Here is a 22,259-nt window from a genome sequence, read left to right as displayed (position 1 = left end):
GACTCTTGGGATTCCCAAAGGTGAGCAAATCAGATTCAAGACTGTCTTTTGGAGGCAGTCATGGGTGTTTTAGATCGTCTCATTCTTCGAGATGACCAGTGGGAGCGGATGTCTCGCCATATCATTGGCGACGATCGCACGCGTGGTTCGTCTGGACGTGACAATCGCATGTTTGTGGAAGCGGTCTTGTGGATCGTGCGGACGGGTTCGCCCTGGCGCGATCTGCCGGAGGTGTTCGGTGATTGGAACAGCGTGTTTCGCCGCTTCAGCCGCTGGAGCCAAAAGGGTGTCTGGTGGCGTGTCTTTGAGGCGATGTCGGAGGATACCGACTTCGAATATCTGATCGTCGACAGCACTATTATTCGCGCCCACCAGCACGCCTCCGGCGCAAAAAAGGGGCTGAAGATCAGGCCCTTGGCCGTTCCCGCGGAGGCTTGAGCACCAAAATCCATATGGCCGTGCGTGGCCTTGGATGTCCCGTTCGTTTCATTCTGACCGCCGGTCAGAAAGGGGATGCCCCGCAAGCCGATCTCCTGATCGAAGACCTGCCAGCCGAGGTCGTCATGGCCGATACGGCCTACGACAGCGACCGGCTACGCAAACTCATTGCCGACAAGGGCGCGCAAGCGGTCATCCCGAACAATCCCTCGCGTGCCAAGAAGTATCCGCTCGACAAGCAACTCTATGCTCAGCGTTATCTCGTCGAATGCTGCTTCTCGAAGCTCAAGCAGTTTCGACGCATCGCCACACGATATGAGAAAACCGTTCGAAATTACAAAGCCATGATCGCTCTGGCCGCAACAATCCTATGGCTCAGATAAGTGTCCACAGCTCCTAAAGCGCGTCGCGATCTTCAGATTCGCTCCTCGCGCTTTAGGTCTTTGTTTTTACGCACGTCGTTGCGGCAAAGCGCCTTGCGCTTTGCCTGGGAAAAGCGCTGCACAGTTTTGTGCGACATGCTTTAGCCCCTGGCGGCAAGATCGGCGCTGAGGCGGGCGACGTCCTCGCGAAGCGCCGTCAGCTCGGTCAGCACGCGCATGTCGATCTTCTGGTGCAGGGAGAGCACCTCGAGCTCTGCCTTAAGATTGACTTCGTAATCCTTGGCGGCCTCGAAGCGGTCGCGTTCGGCCTGGCGGTTCTGCGACATCATGATGATCGGCGCCTGGATGGCGGCGAGCATCGACAGGATCAGGTTGAGGAAAACAAAGGGGTAGGGGTCGAAAGCGCCTGTTGCCAGAATGATGGTGTTGATCAGCGTCCAGACGACAAGGAAGGCCAGGAAGGCGAGGATGAAGGACCAGGAACCGCCGACGCGGGCGATGCCGTCGGCGACACGCTCACCGAACGAGGACTCGGCGGAAAGAGCGGCGTTGACATCGGTTGAGATGACCTTGCGCGCATGCGCCTTCGCCAGCACGCGTTTTTCGATGTCGCCGAGTTCGTCGGCCGGCTTGTCGAAATGATGGTGCATGAAGTTCGAGAGATTAGACATGGCCTGTTTCCGGTGCCCGTTATCGATGCAGTCGCTTTTCGGGCAGTATTCCGCTCCTCCGGCAAATTGCAATGCGTGTCTATGCCGCGAGACCATCGCGCGTCCGTTCATAAAAATTTCGTCACCGCTAGGTGCGGCTTTTGCCGCGGGACATGTTGCGGTCGCGGAAGGTGCAGGCTAAATAAATGACATGACACAGGAAAACGCTCTTTCTGATATCTTCCGTATCGCCATCGGGCAGCTCAATCCGACAGTCGGCGATGTCGCCGGCAATCTCGTCAAGGCACGCGAAGCGCGCGCCGATGCGGCTCGAGAAGGCGCGCATCTGCTCGTCCTGACCGAACTCTTCATTTCCGGCTATCCGCCTGAGGACCTGGTACTGAAGCCGGCCTTCATCCGCGCCTGCTGGAAGGCGGTCGAAAGCCTCGCCGCGGATACCGCCGATGGCGGGCCGGGCGTTCTCATCGGTTTTCCCCGGCAGGACGAGACCGGGCGCTATAATTCCGTCGCCGTGGTGGACGGCGGCAAGGTGATCGCGGTGCGCGACAAGATCGATCTGCCGAACTACGGCGAGTTCGACGAGAAGCGCGTCTTCAACCAGGGCGCCATGCCGGGGCCGGTCAATTTCCGCGGCGTGCGCATCGGCATTCCGATCTGCGAAGATATCTGGGGCGATCTCGGCGTCTGCGAGACGCTGGCCGAAAGCGGAGCCGAGATTCTGCTGTCGCCGAACGGTTCGCCCTATTATCGCGGCAAGGTCGATATCCGCCATCAGGTGGTGCTGAAGCAGGTGATCGAGACCGGCCTGCCGCTGGTCTACGCCGCCCAGCTCGGCGGCCAGGACGAACTGGTGTTTGACGGCGCCAGTTTCGCCTTCAATGCCGACAAATCGCTTGCCTTCCAGATGAGCCAGTTCGAGACGGCGCTGGCGGTGACGACATGGAAACGCGGCGAGGCCGGCTGGCACTGCGCCGAAGGGCCGATGGCGCATATTCCTGAAGGCGAGGAGGCCGACTACCGGGCCTGCCTGCTCGGCTTTCGCGACTATGTCAACAAGAACGGCTTCAAGACGGTGGTGCTCGGCCTTTCCGGCGGCATCGACTCGGCGATCTGCACGGCAATCGCCGTCGATGCGCTGGGCGAGGAGCGGGTGCGGACCGTCATGCTGCCCTACCGCTACACATCGGAAGACTCGTTGAAGGACGCGGCCGATTGCGCAAAGGCGCTCGGCTGCCGCTATGACATCGTGCCGATCGAGCAGCCGGTGACGGGCTTCAGCAGCGCGCTGTCCGATCTCTTCGCGGGCACGGATAGCGGCATCACCGAGGAAAACCTGCAGAGCCGGGCGCGCGGCGTCATCCTGATGGCGATCTCCAACAAGTTCGGCTCGATGGTGGTGACGACCGGCAACAAGTCTGAAATGTCGGTGGGCTACGCCACGCTTTACGGTGATATGAACGGCGGCTTCAATCCGATCAAGGACCTTTACAAGATGCAGGTCTATGCGCTGGCCCGCTGGCGCAACGAGAATGTGCCGCCAAGTGCGCTGGGGCCGTCGGGCGAGGTGATCCCGAACAATATCATCGACAAGGCGCCGTCGGCCGAACTGCGTCCCGACCAGAAGGATCAGGATTCACTGCCGCCCTATCCGGTGCTCGACGATATTCTCGAATGCCTGGTGGAGAAGGAGATGGCAGTCGAGGAGATCGTCGCGCGCGGCCATGATGTGGCGACCGTCCATCGCATCGAGCACCTGCTCTATCTTGCCGAATATAAGCGGCGGCAATCGGCGCCGGGCGTAAAGATCACCAAGAAGAATTTCGGCCGCGACCGGCGCTATCCGATCACCAACCGGTTCCGGGATCGCTAATCGCGATCGGGATTGCTGACGCCATCGGGATTGCTGACGCTATCGCTCTGGAAATGCGAGAGAGGAAACATGCGCAGCTCGGTCGAGATCTACAATGTCAGGACGGGCAGAGCCCGCGAGGTCTGGCAGACGGACACGCTGGTGGAGGCGCCGAACTTCGCGCCTGACGGTTCCTACCTGCTTTTGAATGGCGATGGGCTGCTCTACCGGCTGCCGCTCCATGGCGGCGAAGTCACCAAGGTCGATACCGGCTTTGCCGTGAACTGCAACAACGATCACGGTATTTCGCCCGACGGCACTCAGATCGTCATCTCCGACAAGACCGAATTCGGCAAGTCGACGATCTACGTCCTGCCGATTGCGGGCGGCACGCCGCGGCTCGTGACCGAGAACGCGCCGTCCTACTGGCACGGCTGGTCTCCGGATGGCCGCCGGCTTGCCTATTGCGGCATCCGCGACGACCTCTTCGACATCTACACGATCTCCGTCGATGGCGACGCCGAGACGCGGCTGACGCATGGCGAGGGCCGCAATGACGGGCCGGACTATTCGGCCGACGGACAATGGATCTATTTCAATTCCAGCCGCACCGGGCTGATGCAGATCTGGCGCGTCCATCCCGATGGCAGCGGACTGGAACAGGTGACCTCGGACAATCAGGGCAACTGGTTCGCCCATCCGTCGCCCCGGAACGACAAGGTGCTGATCCTGTCCTACGACCCCTCGGTTTTCGACCACCCGCGCGATCTCGACGTGCGGCTGCGGCTGATGGATATGGATGGCGGCAATCTGAAGACGCTGTTCGAGCTGTTCGGCGGGCAGGGCACGATCAACGTGCCCTGCTGGTCTCCTGATGGCGAGGAATTCGCCTATGTGCGCTATTTCCCGGAAGCTTAAGCGGCTGCCTTGCGCCGGGCGCGGGCGGATTGCGCCAGGTCTTCCAGCGTCGCAACCGACATGTCCCAGCCGATGCAGCCGTCGGTGATGGATTGGCCGTAGACCAGCGTTTTGCCGGGGACGAGATCCTGGCGGCCGGCGACGAGGTTGCTCTCGATCATCATACCCTTGATGTGGCGGTTGCCGACGGCGATCTGCGCGGCCACGGATTTGACGACGCGCGGCTGGTTCATGGGATCCTTGCTGCTGTTGGCATGGCTGGCATCGATCAGGATGCGCGGGGTCACGCCCAGCTTGACGGCTTCGCCGACCACGGCTTCGACGTCGGCCGCTTCATAGTTCGGCTGTTTGCCGCCGCGCAGGATGATTTGGCAGTCCTCGTTGCCCTTTGTTGAAGCAATCGCAGCCTGCCCGTCCTTGGTGACGGCGGGGAAATGATGCGGCTGCGAGGCGGCGAGGATGGCGTCGAGCGCGACGCGGACGCCGCCGTCGGTACCGTTCTTGAAGCCGATCGGGCAGGAGAGGCCGGATGCGAGCTGGCGATGGATCTGGCTTTCGGTCGTGCGTGCGCCGATCGCGCCCCAGCTGACGAGGTCGGCAATGTATTGCGGCGTGATCGTCTCGAGGAATTCGGCGCCGGCGGGCAGGCCCATGGCATTGACGTCGAGCAGCAGGCGTCTGGCAATCCGAAGCCCTTCCTCGATGCGGTAGCTGCCATCGAGATGCGGGTCGTTCATCAAGCCCTTCCAGCCGACCGTGGTGCGGGGCTTTTCGAAATAGACGCGCATGACGATTTCGAGATCGTTGGAGAAGCGCTGCCGCTGTTCCGCCATCCGCTCGGCATATTCGCGTGCCGCAGCAGGATCATGGATGGAGCAAGGGCCGATGACGACGATCAGGCGGTCGTCTTCTCCCTCGAGAATCTTATGGATCGCATGGCGATTGCTGGTCACCGTCTCGCTGACGGCAACGGTTCGCGGGATTTCCGCGATGATATCGGCGGGTTTGGTCAGCGGGGTGATCTCGAGGATACGGAGATCGTCAATGGTATCGGACACGGTATGGCTCCTGTTTGGTCATACCGAGCGGAATAAAAAAGCCGCCAGGTAGACTAGCGGCTGTTCGGGTTGTCGTCGCGTCGACTTCAGTTACGCATAGACCCGCATCCGCTGGGAGCAGCGGTACCAATAAAAACGCGAGGCGTGGATCGAAGCGGTCGACATCAGGCGTATGTATCGTCGCGGCTGCGTGATGTCACGCAGAATTTTGGGCTGAAAGCCACGCGCGCCGGCGCGGCGCCACCGTTCCTGCTGAGGGCTTAAAGCAATCGCCCAGAAGCGCGCTGCTTCTGGGCGAGAGATACGAACCAAATAAGGTCTTACGATCAGAGAGCGTCGACGTTCACGCCGACGGTGATGGCGCCGATCGGCGTTCCCTTGTCGTCCGATATGGTGACGCTTGCCTGCGACTGCAGCGTCTGGGTCGATTCGTCCTTTTCGATCTCATCGACGAAGACGGCGTCCTTGCCGGCGCCGAAGGATTTCTGGAACTTGCCTTCATCGCCCTGCCAGTAGTCGGAGGTGGGATCGCTTTGGCCGACATTCAGCCCCTTTGCATCCATGACGAAGATCTCGGCAATCTTGCCGCCGGAAGCCTCTTTCTTTTCCTGAAGGAATTTCGACAAGGCATTGCCGAGCACGCCGTCGATCATCGAATGGTCGGACCCATCGACCTCGGCGCGCCACTTCTTGTCGAGAGCGTCGATATCGGCCTGGCCCAGATTGGCGTTTGCGGCATTCTGGGCCTTGATGGCCTCGATGATGACCGGGTCGTTAAGCCATGGCTTTACATCGCTTGTGACGTAGTCGGAGATCGGGGCGAGTTTCGCATCCTGGGCCATGGATACGCCCGTCGGCACGGCAATTGCGGTGCAGGCCAAAAGAAATGCGGACACAACTTTCTTCATAACTGTTCCCTTCCTGATTATGGGTGCTGAGGAATAAAGTCTATCGAACGAAGACGAGGTCAGAACTCCTCCCAGGCACCGGGAGCAGCGGCAACGGCGGCATTTCCTGCATGCCGCTGCACCAAGGCTCGGGGTTCGGGGCGAGATTGACGAACGGGTTGAGCGGCTTTGGGCTGGCTGGCGGCAGCGGCGCCAACAGTGAACCTGCCGGCCGAATCCTGCAGAAGCCGTCCCTGCGTGCGCAGTTCCTGGCAGGCGGCATTGGTCTCCTCGACCATTGCCGCGTTTTGCTGTGTCGCATGATCCATCTGGTTGATGGCGCCGTTGATTTCCTGCAGGCCCGTCGCCTGTTCGCGGTAGGACTGGACGATCGAAGCGATACTGTCGCTGATGCGGTTGATCTGCTCCTCGATCTTCAACAGGGCATCGCCGGTTTCGTTCACCAGCCCGACGCCGGCCGCCACTTCCTGGCCGGAGACGCTGATCAGGTTCTTGATTTCCTTTGCCGCATTGGCGGAACGCTGGGCGAGTTCACGCACTTCCTGCGCGACGACCGCAAAACCCTTGCCGGCTTCGCCGGCGCGCGCCGCCTCGACGCCGGCGTTCAACGCCAGCAGGTTCGTCTGGAAAGCGATTTCATCGATGACGCCGATAATGCGGCCGATTTGGCTCGAGGAGGTCTGGATACGATCCATCGCCCCGATCGCATCGCGTACCACGGTCGCCGAGACATGGGCGCTGCGCTTCGTTTCTTCGACCAGCTTTCCGGCACTTTCGGCCCGCTGCGACGATGTTCTGACCGTGGTGGTCACCTCATCGAGTGCGGCTGCGGTCTGTTCCAAGGCTGCTGCCTGTTGCTCGGTGCGTTTGGCAAGCTGATCGGCGGAGGAGGCAAGCTCGCTCGAGCCGCCTTCAACCGCGACGGAGGCGATCTTGATCTCGGTCAGCGCTGCCGCGACCGCTTCGACCATACGGTTGAAATCCTGCCGCAATTTATCGAATTCAGGGCCGAGATCGGCCAGGTGTGTCGAGAAGTCGCCGGCGGCGAGCTTTTCCAATTCATTGGCGAGCGCGGTCATGACCAGCCGCTGCGCGTTGCTGGCCTCTTCCGTCAAGGATGCGTTGCGCGCCCTTTCGGCGTCGAACGAGGCGCTCTGCTCGGCCGCAGCCTGTTCTCTTTCGACTTTCGCAATCGCCTCGTTACGGAAAACTTCCAGGGCACGCGCCAGGAAGCCGATCTCGTCGCCATTTTCCCTGTAAGTGACGGGAGAGGCCAGATCGCCTTTCTGCAAGGCGCTGATCCGCTCGCTGAGAATCCGGAGAGGGCGGCCGACGAGGCTGCGCATGGCGAGAAGGAAAGCGACAACGGCGAGGGCGGTGATCGCGAACTGCGTCAGCAGCGAAATCAGCACCTTCTGCTCGACCTCAGCAGCAATTTTTTCAACCGACCAGTTGGTGACGACATAGCCGGTCGCCTTGCCCGATTTGTCCAGCGGAAGCGGTGCGATGATGGTCACGACACCGGCCGATACTCCGCTGTCGTCGATCGTCGTTTTCTCAGGTTTGGCGCTGAGGCGCTTGGCCAGATCGGCGGCTGCCGGCAGACCGTCAATGCCGTCGCGCGTCCATGTATCGACGGCCGCAGGTTCGGCGTTGAAGGCGGCAAACTGAACGAGGTCGAGCGAGGGATCGTCGCGGTACAGCGAATAGGCCTCGCGAACGGCGTTCGCCTTGCCCCATTTCACGCCGCCGGCGGCCAGAGAGGCAAATTGCTCCGCATCCTTGGACCAGTTCGCCTTGGCGCCATCGATCAACGCCTTGGTTTCATACATCCAGGTGTAGGTGGCAAAGGCGGAGATGCCGCAAAGGTTGACGGCCACGATAATCGCCGCCAGCTTGGCTGTCAGAGGCATCGTTTTCAAAAATTGGAACATGCCGCGGGGGCCTCGAAACGCGGGCTCAGTCGGATATGTTCCCGACCAGCCTATCAATACAGGCATCCACGCCGGCGGTCGCAGCATGAGCACTCATGCCCATGTCCCCCTGTGCGACCCAAAACGCGCAAACGCAGTCTGTCTTCGATGTGTGAAGAAATCATAAAGTGGAATGGGATACCGAAACGGCGGCCGGCGGGATCAAGGGCTGTTTTCCGCCATGGCCTCACCCGGCTCGGCCTGGCGGTGCTTGCGGCGCCGTGTCGTCAGTTCGGCACCGGCGTCGCGCGGCAGGCGCAGGAAGGTGATGCAGGCCAGCGCCGAAATCGCCGAGACACTGAAAAAGGCGGTGTGGAAATCCGAGACCAGCAGCCTGCCGCCATGGAAGCCGCTCGAAATTTCGAGGATGCCGCCGGCGATCGCCACTCCCATCGCCATGGAGATGCGCTGGGCCACGGCGTTGATCGCGGTCGCCTGGCTGCTGTCGGCATCGTCGACATCGCCGAAGGCCATGGCGTTGACGCCCGAAAAGGCCATGGAGCGGAAGAGGCCGCCGATCAGCAGGCAGGCCATGATCAGCGGCAGCGGCGTCTCCGTGGTGAAGAAGCCATTGATGCCGAGGAAGATTGCCGCAAGCAAGGTGGTAATCGATGTGACGGTGCGGAAGCCGAAGGCATTGAAGGTGCGCGAAGCGGCAAATTTAGAGCCCATCGAGCCGAGCGCGCTGACGAAGGTGACCGAGCCCGATTGCAGCGGCGTCAGGCCGAAGCCGAGCTGCAACATGAGCGGCATCAGAAAGGGCAGGGCGCCGAGCCCCATGCGAAAATTCGAGGCGCCGAGGATCGCCGCCCGGAACATCGGGTAGCGGAACATTTTCGGATCGAGCAGCGGATAGGGCACGCGGCGGGCATGCAGGAGATAGAGGAGGCCGGCAAGGATGCCGACGGCCACCGTGACATAGCCGTAGATCACCGGCACGGCCGGCAGGCTGATCACCGAGAGGCCGAAGACGAATCCGGAAAAGCCGATGCCGCAAAGGAAGAAGCCCGGAAAATCCATCGGCCGCGGGCTGCGCGGCTCGACCGCCGGCAGGAAACGCGTGACGAGGATGATGCCGAGCACGCCGATCGGGACATTGATCCAGAAGATCCAGTGCCAGGTGAGATAGGTGGTGAGGAAACCGCCGATCGGCGGACCCATGATCGGCCCGATCAGCGCCGGAATGGTTAGCCAGGCCATGGCATCGACGAGTTCGTGGCGCGGCGTTGCCCGGACCAGCAGCAGGCGGCTGACCGGCGTCATCATCGAGCCGCCGGCGCCCTGGATCAGCCGCGCGACGACGAAGGCCGCGATTGAATTGGAAAAGGCGCAGGCGACCGAGCCGATCATGAAGACGAAGATCGCCATGCGGAAGATGTTACGCGCGCCGAAACGATCCGACATCCAGCCGCTGATCGGGATGAAGATCGCCAGCGCCACGAGATAGCTGGTGACGGCAAGCTTCAACGCGATCGGCGAGGTGCCGATATCGGCCGCTATCGCCGGCAGGCTGGTGGCGATGACGGTCGAATCCATCTGTTCCATGAACAGGGCGACCGCAAGGATCATGGGTGTGAGGCGGGGCACGGGCAACCGGGATGCAAGGAGACAAATCACGGCGCCATGGGCGTCGGTCGGGATCAATTCATTTCTAGGGCAGCGACACCCGCCTGTCCATGAAGTCGATGTCGCAGGCAGTTTGAATGCGATGTGAGAGCCGGCTTGCGGTGGCGCTGTTTTGCTGAAATAGATGCGGCGTCAGGTGCCTGCCATCCAGGCGGGAGAATCGGGAATCCGGTGCAAGACCGGAACGTGCCCAACGCTGTAAGGCCGACGCCTGCCGCTTCATATGCCACTGGCTTTTGCCGGGAAGGCTGCGGCAGACGGATGACGCCAAGTCAGAAGACCGGCCTGGCAAGATAGACCCAACCCGCGCGGACGGCGGGCGGTTGCGTTGTTGGGGATTTGACGATGCGACCCTTTGATGAGGATGCCCTGTCAGTGGCGTCCGGTTTTTCCTTGGCCGAACGCGAGGCCGTCTATCACGCGATCATGACGCGGCGCGACGTTCGCAGCCAGTTCCTGCCCGATCCCTTGCCGGACGATGTCGTGGCGCGGCTCTTGACAGCCGCCCACCACGCACCCTCCGTCGGCTTCATGCAGCCGTGGAATTTCATTCTGGTGAAAAGTCCAACGGTGCGCGCGCAGGTCCGCGATGCCTTTTCGAAGGCCAACGAGGAAGCGGCAGCGATGTTCGAGGGCGAGCGGCGCCAAGCCTACCGCTCGCTCAAGCTCGAAGGCATCGTCGAGGCGCCGCTCGGCATATGCGTGACCTGCGATCCCACCCGCAGCGGCAGCGTGGTGCTGGGGCGCACGCATAATCCGCGGATGGACAGCTATTCAACAGTCTGCGCCATCCAGAATCTCTGGCTTGCGGCTCGCGCCGAAGGGATCGGCATCGGCTGGGTCAGCATTTTTCGCGAAGGCGATCTGAAGACCATTCTCGGCATACCCGAGCATATCGAAGTGATCGCCTGGCTCTGCGCCGGGTTCGTCGACCGGCTTTACGACGAGCCGGAACTCTCGGTTAAAGGCTGGCGGCAGCGGCTGCCGCTCGAGGAACTCGTCTTCCACGACGGCTGGGGACGCAACGAGCCTTAGCCATCACTGCTGCTGCGGCTACTGCTGCGGTTGGGGGCCAGGTGCTGCGGGATTGGCAAGATCAATCGAGCCCTGGTCGCCGGCGAGGAACTGCGGGCCGACCTGACGGACCTTGTTCTGCGTGGGATCGTAAGGGCGCTCAGGCACCGATGACTGCGGCGCGGCCGTTGTCGCGGTCTCCTTGATCGGCGGATTGGTGCGGATGGTGGTGATCGAGCCCTGCTGCGGCGGTTGGCTGACCGCCTGCTTGCCGCGCATCTCGTCGAAATAGGCGGTGAGATTGCACGCGCAGGTGTTCTTTTCACCGGGCGCGCGGTTCTTGTAGGCGAAGGCGTTCTTCATGGCGCTGTAGGGCGTGCCGGTTGCGACCGAGATCATGTTCGAGGCCTCCGTGCTCGTCACCTCGCGATAGAAGAGTTCGGTCTCGATGCCGGGGCACATCTTGGCGCAGGTCTGGGCGTCGCGGCCGAAATCAACCGAGGTGGTGTTCGAGCTGATCGGGAAGAAGCCGCCGTCGCAGCTGCGCACGCACATGGTGCTGACCGGCGACAGCATATCGGCCCGCGGCAGGCCGTAATGCGGGTCGGCCTCCTCGCCGCCGCCGAGCGGAATGAAGGTATCGGAACGCATCGCCTGCTCCTCGACGCTCGGGGCAGGCTCGCCGGCACCGCGCGCGGAAGGCGCATAGAAGTTCTCGCTGTTGCAGCCGTTGCTGTCGAGCGCGGCCATCAGTTCGCGGCGGTCGTCATCGGCGCTGTTCCGGTCGGCCAGCTCGTCGCGGCGGTCCTGGAGATAAGCGATATTGTCGATCATCCGGCCTTCGGCCTGCGACAGCTCGGTGCAATAATCGGCATTCTCGCCGCCGATCACCACCATGCTGCCCGAGGTGCAGCCGTAACTGCGCAGGTCGTTGCGCACCTTGCGCAGCTCGAGGTTCTGCTCGGCCATGGCACTGGCATATTGGCGTGCTTCCGGGCCGTTGCTATTGCCGATCGATCGCGGCAGGTCGGCGAGACGGCCGCGCAGGTCCTCACAGATGGCATTGGTCTGCGCGACGGCGGGCGCTGCGAAGGCGAGAAGAAGGGCGAGAGACAGGTTTCGGCGTTTCACGGCGTCGTCCCGGAATGAGCAAACGGTCGGTGGGTCGAATGCGACTTCAATCGGCCGCGCGTTTTCCCTTAACGGATTTCTCTTAATAAGCTCAGAGAAAATATTAGCGTATTTTCCTGATCTTATCCAGCAATCGCCAGAGACGCGGTGAAAATGACAGGCATCCCCGACGAGATCCGATCCTTTGCGCCGATATCAGGCGTGACGGAAGCCCAACACGGCCTTCACCTCTTCGCGGACGGTTGTTATGAGCCCGGTTCCGGGCATGGAGGCTGGTCGTTTGTCGCTTATCGCGATGCGGCGGAAATCGCCTCCGACTTCGGTGGCGTCGACGATTCCAGCAATAATTCCATGGAATTGACCGCCGTTCTCAGGGCCGCCATGTGGATCAACAGCCAAACAGCCGGCGAACCCGCGATCATCTGGTCCGATTCCGTCTATGCCGTCAAAGGCTGCAACAGCCGGCGGCATATCTGGAAGAACAACGGCTGGAAGAAAAGTAGCCCGAATGGACAGGGGCGAAGGCGAACGATCGACAATGCGGACCTTTGGAAAGCGGTCGATCTTCAGCTATGCCAAAACGCCCTGGTGACCATTGCCTGGTGCAAGGGGCATTCAGGGATTGCCGGCAACGAGCGCGCGGACGCGCTCGCGGATAGAGGACGCCTGTCGATCGCCGGTGGCTGACGTTGGCCGCAGCCGGCTTACGCCGGCTGCGATGCCTCGACGACGGCCAGTGCGGCCATATTGACGACGCCGCGGGAGGTGACCGAGGGGGCGAGGATATGGGCGGGCAGGGCGGTGCCGAGCAGGATCGGGCCGACATGCAGACCATCGGTCATCGACTTGACGACGCCGAGCGTGATGTTGGCGGCGTCGAGGTTCGGGAAGACCAGCAGGTTCGCCTCGTCATGCAGCGTCGTATCCGGCATGACACGCTTGCGCAGCGCCTCGGTGATGGCGCTTTCGCCGTGCATTTCGCCGTCGACCTCGAGATCGGGGGCAGTCTCGCGCACGAGCTGCAGGGCATTGCGCATCTTCGTAGCGCTTTCGGATTCGCGCGAGCCGAAGTTGGAGTGCGAGACGAGGGCGGCGCGCGGGGTGATGCCGAAACGGCGGATTTCCTCGGCCGCCAGCACCGTTGCCTCAGCAACCTCCTCGGCGCTCGGGTTGAAGGTGACGTAGGTGTCGGTGAAGAAGGTGGCACCGCGCTGCGAGATCATCAGGCTGAGGGCGGAGAAATCACGGACATTCTTGCGTTTGCCGATGATCTGGCGGACGTCGCGCAGATGCTTTTCATAGCGGCCTTCGAGTCCGCAGATCAACGCATCGGCTTCGCCGCGCCTCAGCGCGAGCGCGCCGATGACGGTGGTGTTGGTGCGCACGATGGTACGGGCGGCTTCGGGAATGACGCCGCGGCGGCCGACGAGGGAGAAATAGAGATCGACATATTCGCGGAAGCGCGGATCGTCCTCGGGGTTGATGACCTCGAAATCCTGCAGCGGCCGGATACGCAGGCCGTAGCGCTTCAGGCGCGTCTCGATGACCTGCGGGCGGCCGATGAGGATCGGGTCGGCAAGGCCTTCCTCCAGCAGAACCTGGGCGGCGCGCAGCACACGCTCGTCTTCACCTTCGGAGAAGATGACGCGCTTGCGCTCGGCGGCCTTGGCCGCGGTGAAGATCGGCTTCATGACGAAGCCGGAGCGGAAGACGAAGCGGTTCAACTGGTCGAGATAGGCGTCGAAATCCTGGATCGGGCGGCGCGCCACGCCGCTCTGTTCGGCAGCCTTGGCAACGGCAGGCGCGATGCGCAGGATCAGGCGCGGATCGAAGGGCGAGGGGATCAGGTAATCCGGGCCGAAGACCGGCGTTTCGCCGGAATAGGCGCGGGCGGCGACGTCCGACGGTTCCTCGCGGGCGAGGGCTGCGATGGCGCGCACGGCCGCCATCTTCATTTCCTCGTTGATCGTCTCGGCACCGCAATCGAGTGCGCCGCGGAAGATATAGGGGAAGCAGAGGACGTTGTTGACCTGGTTGGCGAAATCCGAGCGACCGGTGCAGATCATCGCGTCGGGACGGGCGGCACGGGCGAGATCGGGCATGATTTCTGGCGTCGGATTGGCGAGCGCCATGATCAGCGGCTTGTCGGCCATCTGCGCCAGCAATTCCGGCTTCAGCACGCCGGCGGCCGACAGGCCGAGGAAGACGTCGGCGCCGCCGATATTTTCGGCGAGCGTGCGCGTGTCGCTCTTCTGGGCGTAGACGGATTTCCATTCGTCCATCAGCTCGGTGCGGCCCTCGTAGACGAGGCCTTCGAGATCGTGAACCCAGATGTTTTCGCGTTTTGCCCCGAGGATCACCAAGAGGTTGAGGCAGGCAAGCGCGGCCGCACCGGCGCCTGAGGCGACGATCTTGACGTTCTCGATCGCCTTGCCGGCAAGTTCCAGCCCGTTCAGGATCGCGGCGGCGACGATGATCGCCGTGCCGTGCTGGTCGTCGTGGAAAACCGGGATCTTCATCTTCTCGCGCAGGCGCCGCTCGACCTCGAAACATTCCGGCGCCTTGATGTCTTCGAGATTGATGCCGCCGAAGGTCGGCTCCAGCGAGCTGACCGTCGAGACCATCTGCTCGACGCTTGCCGCGTCGATCTCGATATCGAAGACATCGATGCCGGCGAACTTCTTGAAGAGCACGGCCTTGCCCTCCATCACCGGCTTCGAGGCCAGCGGACCGATATTGCCGAGGCCGAGCACGGCGGTGCCGTTGGAGATGACGGCGACGAGATTGGCGCGCGAGGTATATTCAGCCGCCATCTCAGGATTGTCGCGGATGGCAAGGCAAGGGGCGGCAACGCCCGGCGAATAGGCGAGCGCCAGGTCGCGCTGGTTGCCGAGCGGCTTGGTTGCCTGGATCTCCAGCTTGCCGGGGCGGGGATAGCGGTGGAAAAACAGCGCCTGCTCGTCGAGATCGCCGCTTGTCAGGTTCTTGTCCGTCTTGGATTTTTCCTGGTTATCCATTGCCGCCTCCGTGCACGTCTTTTTGGGAGTTCCCTCCATACATCAATCGGATACGGGCGACAGTATGGAAATGGGGGATGGGCGAAGTTTTCGAGAGGACTAGGTTGTGCCGTGGGGTAACCCCCTCTGCCCTGCCGGGCATCTCCCCCACAAGGAGGGAGATCGGCATGAGGCTGGATCGTCGCTCCCTCTTTACTGTACCAGCGTATTTGTGCGGTCGTTGCTTGAGTGAGCCATCGCGCCCATCCAATCTCCCCACTTGTGGGGGAGTGCCCGGCAGGGCAGAGGGGGGTATCCACGGCACACAAGATGCGTTCTTTGCATGGAGCCTCATCGCGGCGGAAGCAACTAGCTAATCCTTTTGGAAAACTTGTTTGGCGATCACCGCAGGCGCAATATGCCGCCGCGACGGTGCGGGGCGCCGGTCGCATGGAGGAAATCATGGACAATTTGAACCTGACGACCCTGCAAAAGGGGCAGACGATGGTCAATGATGTGGCCATCGATGCGTTTGCCGCCGGATTTCGCGGCAATCTCCTGACCAATAAAGACATGGATTACAACGAAGCGCGGGCGATCTGGAATGCGATGATCGATCGTCGGCCCGGGCTTATCGCGCGTTGCGCCGGTGCTGCCGATGTCGTGCGCGCCGTGCGGTTTGCACGCGACAACAATCTGCTCGTTTCGGTGCGCGGCGGCGGCCACGGCATTGCGGGCAACGCGGTGTGCGATGGCGGCGTCGTCATCGACCTGTCGGCGATGAAATCGGTGCGGGTCGACCCGGAGACGCGCCGCGCCAGGATCGAGCCGGGGGCAACGCTTGCCGATATCGACCAGGAAACGCAGGCCTTCGGTCTGGTGCTGCCGACCGGCATCAATTCGACGACCGGCATCGCCGGCCTGACGCTCGGCGGCGGTTTCGGCTGGCTGACCCGCAAATTCGGGTTGACGATCGACAATCTGGTCTCGGTCGATGTGGTGACGGCCGATGGCGAGCTGGTCAAGGCGAGCGAGACGGAAAGGCCGGACCTCTTCTGGGCACTGCGCGGCGGCGGCGGTAATTTCGGTGTCGTCACCTCCTTCGAGTTCCAGCTCAATCCGCTCAAGACAGAGGTCCTCGCCGGGCTGGTGGTGCATCCCTTCGCTGACGCGGAGAAAGTGCTGCGGGAATATCGGCAGGCGCTGGAAGCGGCGCCCGATGAACTGACTTGCTGGGTGGTGATGCGCCAGGCGCCGCCGCTGCCGTTCCTGCCGGCCGAGTGGCACGGCAAGGAGGTCGTGGTGCTTGCCATGTGTTATTGCGGAGACATCGCGGCCGGGGAAAAAGCAACGGAAAGATTGCGGGCGATCGGAAAACCGATTGCCGACGTCGTCGGCCCTGTGCCGTTTACCGGCTGGCAGCAGGCATTCGACCCGTTGCTGACGCCGGGTGCGCGCAATTACTGGAAAAGCCAGGATTTCGCCGCGCTCTCGGATGCGGCGATCGAGGTGCTGCTCAAGGCCGTGCGCCAGTTGCCCGGCCCGGAATGCGAAATCTTCGTCGGCCATGTCGGCGGCGCGGCCGGCCGCATTCCCACCGAAGCCACCGCCTTTCCGCAGCGCAGCTCGCATTTCGTCATGAATGTGCATGCGCGCTGGCGCGAGACGGGGATGGACGCAAGCTGTATCGGCTGGGCGCGGGAGCTTTTCGAGGCAACCAAGCCGCATGCCGTGGGTACCGCCTATATCAACTTCATGCCTGAGGACGAGGCCGATCGGGTGGAAATGGCCTATGGCGCCAACTACGACCGGCTTGCCGAAATCAAGCGGCGTTATGATCCGAACAATCTGTTCCGGATGAACCAGAACGTGAAACCGACGGCAGCTGTGCGGGCTGCCTGAGGGATACGGAACCGGCGGTCGTAAAAACCCCTCCCCAACCCCTCCCCACAAGGGGGAGGGACTAACGCGCGGCGCCACCTGAGGCGGACATCGGCCGTTCCGCGGATGAAACGATGAAATGGGGTACGCCGGCACCGCATCTAAGGCCCTTCCCCTTGTGGGGAGGGGTTGGGGAGGGGTTTTTTCGTAGGTTTGCGAGCGCCGGACGGTGACAGGCCGGTTGCCCGTCACTTCGCGGTGAGCTCGATCAACTCCTGCAGCAGAGCCGTGTCGTCGGATCCATCTTGATCGTCGGGCCTCAGAACATGGGTCAGCCAGGCCCCGTCGGCCGCCAGGCGAACGATCTCGAGCCGCGTTCCCGTGTCGGTCGCGGCGTGCCTGATGAGCCGGTCATTGATCCATTTGTGCCAGAGGTTTTTGGAGTAAGGATCGGCAAGAACGGTCATGGTTTGCGCCGACCATGGGCTGCTGTTGAGGGCGCGGTCGGCAAACAGGGTGCGGACATAGGCGCGGGTGAATGTGCCGTGGCCGCCGTTATCCCTTGCCAGCTCTTCATCGATTTCGCGGTCGAAGCTTTCCATCATGCCGTCGAAGACGGCCTCCACCAAAGCCTGTTTATTCGGGAAATGATGAAACAGGCCGCCCTTGGTGACGCCGGCGGCGGTGGCGACCGCCTGGAGGCTGACGGCGGCCAGACCGTGCTCCAGCGCCAGCCTGGTGGCGCAATCGAGGAGAGCCTGCCGCACCACATCCGGCTGTTTCTTTCTGTTGCGGGGGCTATCTACCAATGCATGACCTGGGTTCGAGATGAGATTCGCGAGGAGGAGACCGGAGGGGATCAGTATCACTCCCGGGATCACCGGGCTATGGCGCCGCGAAAAGTGATGTTGCTATCATACCAACCGGTAGGTATCTTGCAAAGCGAAAAGAGATCGACTATCTGTCGGTCCAGGAGGCCCGCCGAACGTCATGTCGGCGGGCTGTGCTTTTTTGGACCTCAGTGGGGCCGTCAGGAAGGCTTACGAACATGTTTTTTAATACGAAATCATTGCGTTATGCGCTAACGCTGGCGCTGTTCCTCGCCGTCGGCTTGCCGGCTTACGCTCAGGAAGGCGGCGCGATGCCGCCGGTCGGCGTCAGCGTGCTGACGCTGAATGCGCGTCCGGTTCCCGTTGTCAGCGAATTGCCCGGGCGGATTGCTGCGACGCGGGTTTCGGAGGTGCGAGCCAGGGTTTCAGGCATCCTGCAGGAACGGGTCTTCGAGCAGGGCAGTCTCGTTCAGCAGGGCGATGTGCTCTATCGGATCGATCCCGCCCTATTTCGGGTCCGCGTCGCAAGCGCCGAAGCAAGCCTCGAGCGTGCTAAGGCCACGCAGTTGAATGCCCGCCAGCAGCTGGAGCGGCAGAAATCGCTGCGTGACCGCGATGTCGCAAGCGGGGTCGAATATGATGCGGCGGCGGTCGCCGTTGCCCAGGCCGATGCCGATGTCGCGCTGGCGCAGGCCGCACTTGACGAAGCGAAGATCAATCTCGGCTATACCGAAGTGCGGGCACCGATATCAGGCATCATCGGCGGTGCGCTGGTGACGGAAGGCGCGCTGGTGACGGCCGATGCCGGCGATGCGCTGGCGATGATCCAGCAGATCGACCCCGTCTATGCCGACTTCACGCAGTCCTCCGGCGCGTTGCTGGCGCTGAAGCGGGCGGTCGAAAACGGCAGCCTCGCCTCGACGGAAGCAGGCAAAGCCGACATCAAGCTGGTCTTCGACGACGGCACGGTCTACGGCCAAGCCGGAAAGCTGCTTTTCCGCAGCGCCAGGGTCGATGCGACGACGGGCCAGGTTACCCTGCGCGCCGAATTCCCCAATCCCAAGGGCGATCTGCTGCCGGGTCTTTACGTCAGGGTCCGCATCGAGCAGGCCGTCCGCGAGAAGGCGATCCTCATCCCGCAGCGCGCCGTCATCCGCGCGGCCGATGGCAAGGCGCAGGTCTATGTCGTCGAGGAGGGAGACGTGGCGCAGCCGCGCGATGTCGAACTCGGTCAATCCTCTGGCAATGAATGGGTGGTCGAAAGCGGCCTGTCCGCGGGCGAACGCCTGGTCGTCGACGGAGTGCAGAAACTGCAACCTGGCGCCAAGGTCGCGCCTGAGGAGTGGCGTAGCGGCGAAGTCGCCTCCGGTGACGCCAGGAAGCCGGAGTAAGATCGATGGCACGTTTCTTTATCGATCGCCCGATCCTTGCATGGGTCTTTGCGATCTTCATCTCGATCGCAGGCCTGATCGCGCTGCCGTTCCTGCCGGTCGCGCAATATCCGAAGGTCGCGCCGCCGCAGCTCAGCATCACCACCAGCTATCCCGGCGCATCGCCGCAGGACATCTATCAGGGCGTCACCCGCCAGATTGAGGAAGAGCTGAACGGGGTCGAGCATCTTTCCTATTTTGAATCGACCTCCGATACCTCGGGCGCGATGACGATCACCGCGACGTTTGCGGCGGGCACCGACATCGATCAGGCCTCCGTCGACGTTCAGAATGCCATCCGCCGCGTCGAACCGCGGCTGCCGCAGTCGGTCAAGGATCAGGGCATCACGGTCGAGGAGGCGTCATCAGGCTTCCTGATGTTCATCTCGCTGACCTCTACGGATGGGAAGACCGACGAGGTGGCGCTCGGCGACTACCTCAACAGAAACGTCATCGGCGAGCTGCGCCGTCTTAACGGCGTCGGCCGCGCACAGCTGTTTGCCTCGCAGCGGGCAATGCGCATCTGGATCGATCCCGACAAGATGGTCGGCCTGAACCTAACCGCATCCGATATCAGTGCGGCGATCTCGGCGCAGAATGCCCAGGTGGCGGCCGGCCAGATCGGCGCCGCACCCAATCCGATCTCGCAGGACCTGACGGCGACGGTGCTGGTCAAGGGTCAGCTGACCGACAGCAAGGAATTCGGCGACATCGTGCTGCGCGCCAATGCCGACGGATCGAACGTCCGGCTGCGCGATGTCGCGCGGATCGAAGAGGGCAGCGAGAGCTACAGTTTCTCCACCCGGCTGAACGGGCAGCCGAGCGCTGCCATCGCCATCCAGCTGTCGTCGACGGGCAATGCCGTCAACACGTCCAACCTCGTCAAGGCGAAGATGGAGGAGCTGTCGCGCTTCTTCCCGGCGGGTGTCGAATATTCCGTTCCCTACGACACCAGCCCGTTCGTCTCCGCATCGATCGAGAAGGTGGCGCATACGCTTGCAGAAGCCGTCGCGCTCGTCTTCATCGTCATGCTCATCTTCCTGCAGAGCTTCCGCTACACCATCATTCCAACGCTCGTCGTGCCCGTCGCGCTGCTCGGGACGCTGGCGGTGATGTTTGCCGCAGGTTTCTCGATCAACGTGCTGACGATGTTCGCGATGGTGCTTGCCATCGGCATTCTGGTCGACGACGCCATCGTGGTGGTCGAAAACGTCGAGCGGCTGATGGCGGTGGAAGGGCTGTCGCCGAAGGAGGCGACCAAGAAGGCGATGCGGCAAATTACCGGCGCGATCCTCGGCATCACGCTGGTTCTGACCTGCGTCTTCGTGCCGATGGCGTTCTTCCCGGGTTCGACCGGCATCATTTACCGCCAGTTCAGCCTGACCATGGTCGTCTCCATCCTGTTTTCGGCCTTCCTGGCGCTGTCGCTGACGCCGGCGCTCTGCGCCACTTTCCTGAAGCCCATCAAGGGCCATCACGAGAAAAAGGGCATCGCCGGCTGGTTCAACCGCAAGTTCGACCGGCTGACCGGCCGATACTCCCGCACCGTCGAGGGACTGGCCAAGCGCTCCTGGCGGGTCATGGTCGTCTATCTCGCGGTCGTCGTCGGCCTCGGCTATCTCTTCGTCAACCTGCCGAGCAGCTTCGTGCCGGATGAGGACCAGGGCTTCCTGATCGTCGACGTGCAGGGGCCGCCGGAGGCGAGCCGCAACCGCACGGTCGCCTCGCTCGAAAGCATCGAGGCGATCTTCAAGCAGGAGCCGGCGGTTGAGAACGTCGTCGCGATCCAGGGCTTCAGCTTTTCCGGCCAGGGGCCGAATGCCGCCCTGGTGTTCGTCACGCTCAAGGACTGGGCCGAGCGCGGCGCAGGCAATTCGGTGCAGGAAATCTCCAACCGGGTCAATATGCAACTGTTTGCATTGAAGGATGCGACATCCTTCGCGCTGTCGCCGCCGCCGATCGAAGGCTTCGGCACGACCAACGGCTTCACCTTCCGCCTGCAGGATCGCGGCGCAAAGGGACAGGCGGCGCTGACCGAGGCGGCGGGACTGCTCGTCGGCAAGGCATCGCAGAATCCGATCATCGCCGGCATCCGGCCGGAAGGCATGCCGGATTCCGCTCAGCTGGTGCTCGTCATCGACCGCGAAAAGGCCAACACTTTCGGCATCGCCTTCGCCGATATCAACAGCACGATCACCGCCAATCTCGGTTCGAGCTACGTCAACGACTTTCCGAATTCCGGCCGCATGCAGCGCGTCATCGTGCAGGCACAGGACAAGAGCAGACTTCAGGCCGAAGACCTGATGAAGCTCAACGTCCGCAATGCGAGCGGCGGCATGGTGCCGCTGTCCTCCTTCGCGGTCGCCGAATGGCAGAAGGGACCGGCACAGATCGTCGGTTATAACGGCTATCCTTCCGTTCGCATTTCGGGCGCTCCGGCGCCGGGATATTCATCGGGCGCGGCGATTGCCGAAATGGAACGGCTGGCCGCCGAGCTTCCCGATGGCTTCGGCTTCGAATGGACCGGCCAGTCGCTGGAGGAGCTCAGATCGGGATCGCAGGCGCCGTTCCTGTTCGGCCTCAGCATTCTTTTCGTCTTCCTGCTTTTGTCGGGGCTTTACGAGAGCTGGTCGATCCCGCTGTCGGTGATGCTGGTCGTGCCGCTCGGGGTGATCGGCTGCGTGCTGGCGGTGATGAGCCGCGACATGTCGAACGACATCTACTTCAAGGTCGGCCTGATCGCGATCATCGGCCTGTCGGCGAAGAACGCCATCCTGATCGTCGAATTCGCCAAGGATGGCTTCGCCGAAGGGAAATCGCTGATGGATGCCGCGATCGAAGGCGCCCGCCTGCGCTTCCGACCGATCATCATGACCTCGCTCGCCTTCACCCTGGGCGTGGTGCCTCTCGCGATCGCCACCGGGCCAAGTGCCGCCAGCCAGAATGCGATCGGCACCGGCGTGCTCGGTGGCATGATTTCGGCGACGGTGCTGGCGATCTTCTTCGTCCCCGTCTTCTTCGTCTTCGTACTGCGCCTGCTGCGGACGAAGCGGCCGGAGACCGTGACCGAGGAGGTCCCGGCCGGGCAGGACGCGGCAACGGCGACGTCACCGACATAGGGTGACGGCGAAACGGGGAGGGTTGTGCCCCGGG

The 22,259-nt window shown here is 62.5% G+C and carries 16 protein-coding genes and 1 riboswitch; of the genes, 8 read left to right on the top strand and 8 right to left on the bottom strand.

Features of this window, described 5'->3' with window-relative positions; translation table 11 throughout:
- The first annotated feature begins 60 nt into the window (after positions 1–60).
- A protein-coding gene (locus AMK05_RS33260; RefSeq protein WP_088930309.1) for an IS5 family transposase occupies positions 61–821 on the top strand; the annotation gives its coding sequence in 2 pieces (ribosomal slippage) (positions 61–388 and positions 388–821; 762 coding nt in all).
- Between the two features lie 140 nt (positions 822–961).
- On the opposite strand, the gene AMK05_RS12205 is transcribed toward AMK05_RS33260, so the two are convergent.
- The gene (locus AMK05_RS12205; RefSeq protein WP_064838705.1) at positions 962–1,492 is read right to left on the bottom strand and encodes a DUF1003 domain-containing protein; all 531 of its coding nucleotides are present in this window, start codon (positions 1,490–1,492) and stop codon (positions 962–964) included.
- A 190-nt stretch (positions 1,493–1,682) separates the two neighbouring features.
- Between AMK05_RS12205 and AMK05_RS12200 the strand changes: the two genes are divergently transcribed.
- Both AMK05_RS12200 and AMK05_RS12195 read left to right on the top strand, forming a co-directional pair.
- Positions 1,683–3,362, top strand: coding sequence for an NAD+ synthase (locus AMK05_RS12200; protein ID WP_064838703.1), 1,680 nt, complete (start codon positions 1,683–1,685; stop codon positions 3,360–3,362).
- A gap of 69 nt (positions 3,363–3,431) precedes the next feature.
- Positions 3,432–4,259 carry a TolB family protein gene (locus tag AMK05_RS12195; RefSeq protein WP_064838701.1) on the top strand — a complete coding sequence of 276 codons (828 nt, stop codon included), beginning with the start codon at positions 3,432–3,434 and terminating at the stop codon, positions 4,257–4,259.
- Here AMK05_RS12195 and AMK05_RS12190 read toward each other — a convergent pair.
- From AMK05_RS12190 to AMK05_RS12175, 4 genes are all read right to left on the bottom strand, one after another.
- Positions 4,256–5,317, bottom strand: coding sequence for a 3-deoxy-7-phosphoheptulonate synthase (locus AMK05_RS12190; protein WP_064838698.1), 1,062 nt, complete (start codon positions 5,315–5,317; stop codon positions 4,256–4,258). The genes AMK05_RS12195 and AMK05_RS12190 overlap by 4 nt on opposite strands.
- Before the next feature lie 326 nt (positions 5,318–5,643).
- The gene (locus tag AMK05_RS12185) at positions 5,644–6,225 is read right to left on the bottom strand and encodes a hypothetical protein (RefSeq protein WP_064838696.1); all 582 of its coding nucleotides are present in this window, start codon (positions 6,223–6,225) and stop codon (positions 5,644–5,646) included.
- Between the two features lie 59 nt (positions 6,226–6,284).
- Entirely contained in the window at positions 6,285–8,159 is a 1,875-nt protein-coding gene (locus AMK05_RS12180; RefSeq protein WP_064838693.1) for a methyl-accepting chemotaxis protein, read from the bottom strand.
- 201 nt (positions 8,160–8,360) lie between these two features.
- Positions 8,361–9,767: an MFS transporter gene (locus AMK05_RS12175; protein WP_064838690.1), complete on the bottom strand. Its 1,407-nt coding sequence runs from the start codon at positions 9,765–9,767 to the stop codon at positions 8,361–8,363.
- 174 nt (positions 9,768–9,941) lie between these two features.
- Positions 9,942–10,127, top strand: a riboswitch (cobalamin riboswitch).
- Positions 10,128–10,169: 42 nt separating this feature from the next.
- Between AMK05_RS12175 and bluB the strand changes: the two genes are divergently transcribed.
- The gene (gene bluB, locus AMK05_RS12170) at positions 10,170–10,859 is read left to right on the top strand and encodes a 5,6-dimethylbenzimidazole synthase (protein WP_064838688.1); all 690 of its coding nucleotides are present in this window, start codon (positions 10,170–10,172) and stop codon (positions 10,857–10,859) included.
- 18 nt (positions 10,860–10,877) lie between these two features.
- Here bluB and AMK05_RS12165 read toward each other — a convergent pair whose 3' ends face one another.
- Positions 10,878–11,969, bottom strand: coding sequence for a DUF2865 domain-containing protein (locus AMK05_RS12165; protein ID WP_064838686.1), 1,092 nt, complete (start codon positions 11,967–11,969; stop codon positions 10,878–10,880).
- A gap of 153 nt (positions 11,970–12,122) precedes the next feature.
- Between AMK05_RS12165 and AMK05_RS12160 the strand changes: the two genes are divergently transcribed.
- A complete protein-coding gene (locus AMK05_RS12160) occupies positions 12,123–12,656 on the top strand; it encodes a ribonuclease H family protein (protein WP_064838685.1) in 534 nt (177 codons plus the stop codon).
- Positions 12,657–12,673: 17 nt separating this feature from the next.
- Here AMK05_RS12160 and AMK05_RS12155 read toward each other — a convergent pair whose 3' ends face one another.
- Positions 12,674–14,986, bottom strand: coding sequence for an NADP-dependent malic enzyme (locus AMK05_RS12155; RefSeq protein ID WP_064838684.1), 2,313 nt, complete (start codon positions 14,984–14,986; stop codon positions 12,674–12,676).
- Between the two features lie 441 nt (positions 14,987–15,427).
- On the opposite strand from AMK05_RS12155, the gene AMK05_RS12150 reads away from it, so the two are divergent.
- Positions 15,428–16,867: an FAD-binding oxidoreductase gene (locus tag AMK05_RS12150; protein WP_064838683.1), complete on the top strand. Its 1,440-nt coding sequence runs from the start codon at positions 15,428–15,430 to the stop codon at positions 16,865–16,867.
- Between the two features lie 227 nt (positions 16,868–17,094).
- Here the strand turns inward: AMK05_RS12150 and AMK05_RS12145 are convergent, their stop codons facing one another.
- The gene (locus AMK05_RS12145; protein ID WP_064838682.1) at positions 17,095–17,655 is read right to left on the bottom strand and encodes a TetR/AcrR family transcriptional regulator; all 561 of its coding nucleotides are present in this window, start codon (positions 17,653–17,655) and stop codon (positions 17,095–17,097) included.
- 239 nt (positions 17,656–17,894) lie between these two features.
- Here AMK05_RS12145 and AMK05_RS12140 point away from each other — a divergent pair, with 239 nt between their 5' ends.
- Entirely contained in the window at positions 17,895–19,067 is a 1,173-nt protein-coding gene (locus AMK05_RS12140; protein ID WP_064838680.1) for an efflux RND transporter periplasmic adaptor subunit, read from the top strand.
- 5 nt (positions 19,068–19,072) lie between these two features.
- The gene (locus AMK05_RS12135) at positions 19,073–22,225 is read left to right on the top strand and encodes an efflux RND transporter permease subunit (RefSeq protein WP_064838679.1); all 3,153 of its coding nucleotides are present in this window, start codon (positions 19,073–19,075) and stop codon (positions 22,223–22,225) included.
- The last annotated feature ends 34 nt before the right edge of the window (positions 22,226–22,259 follow it).

The organism is Rhizobium sp. N324 (genome assembly GCF_001664485.1).
Classification (GTDB): domain Bacteria; phylum Pseudomonadota; class Alphaproteobacteria; order Rhizobiales; family Rhizobiaceae; genus Rhizobium.
The sequence above is the reverse complement of the archived record's forward strand: the minus strand, read 5'-3'. Positions and strand labels throughout refer to the sequence as shown.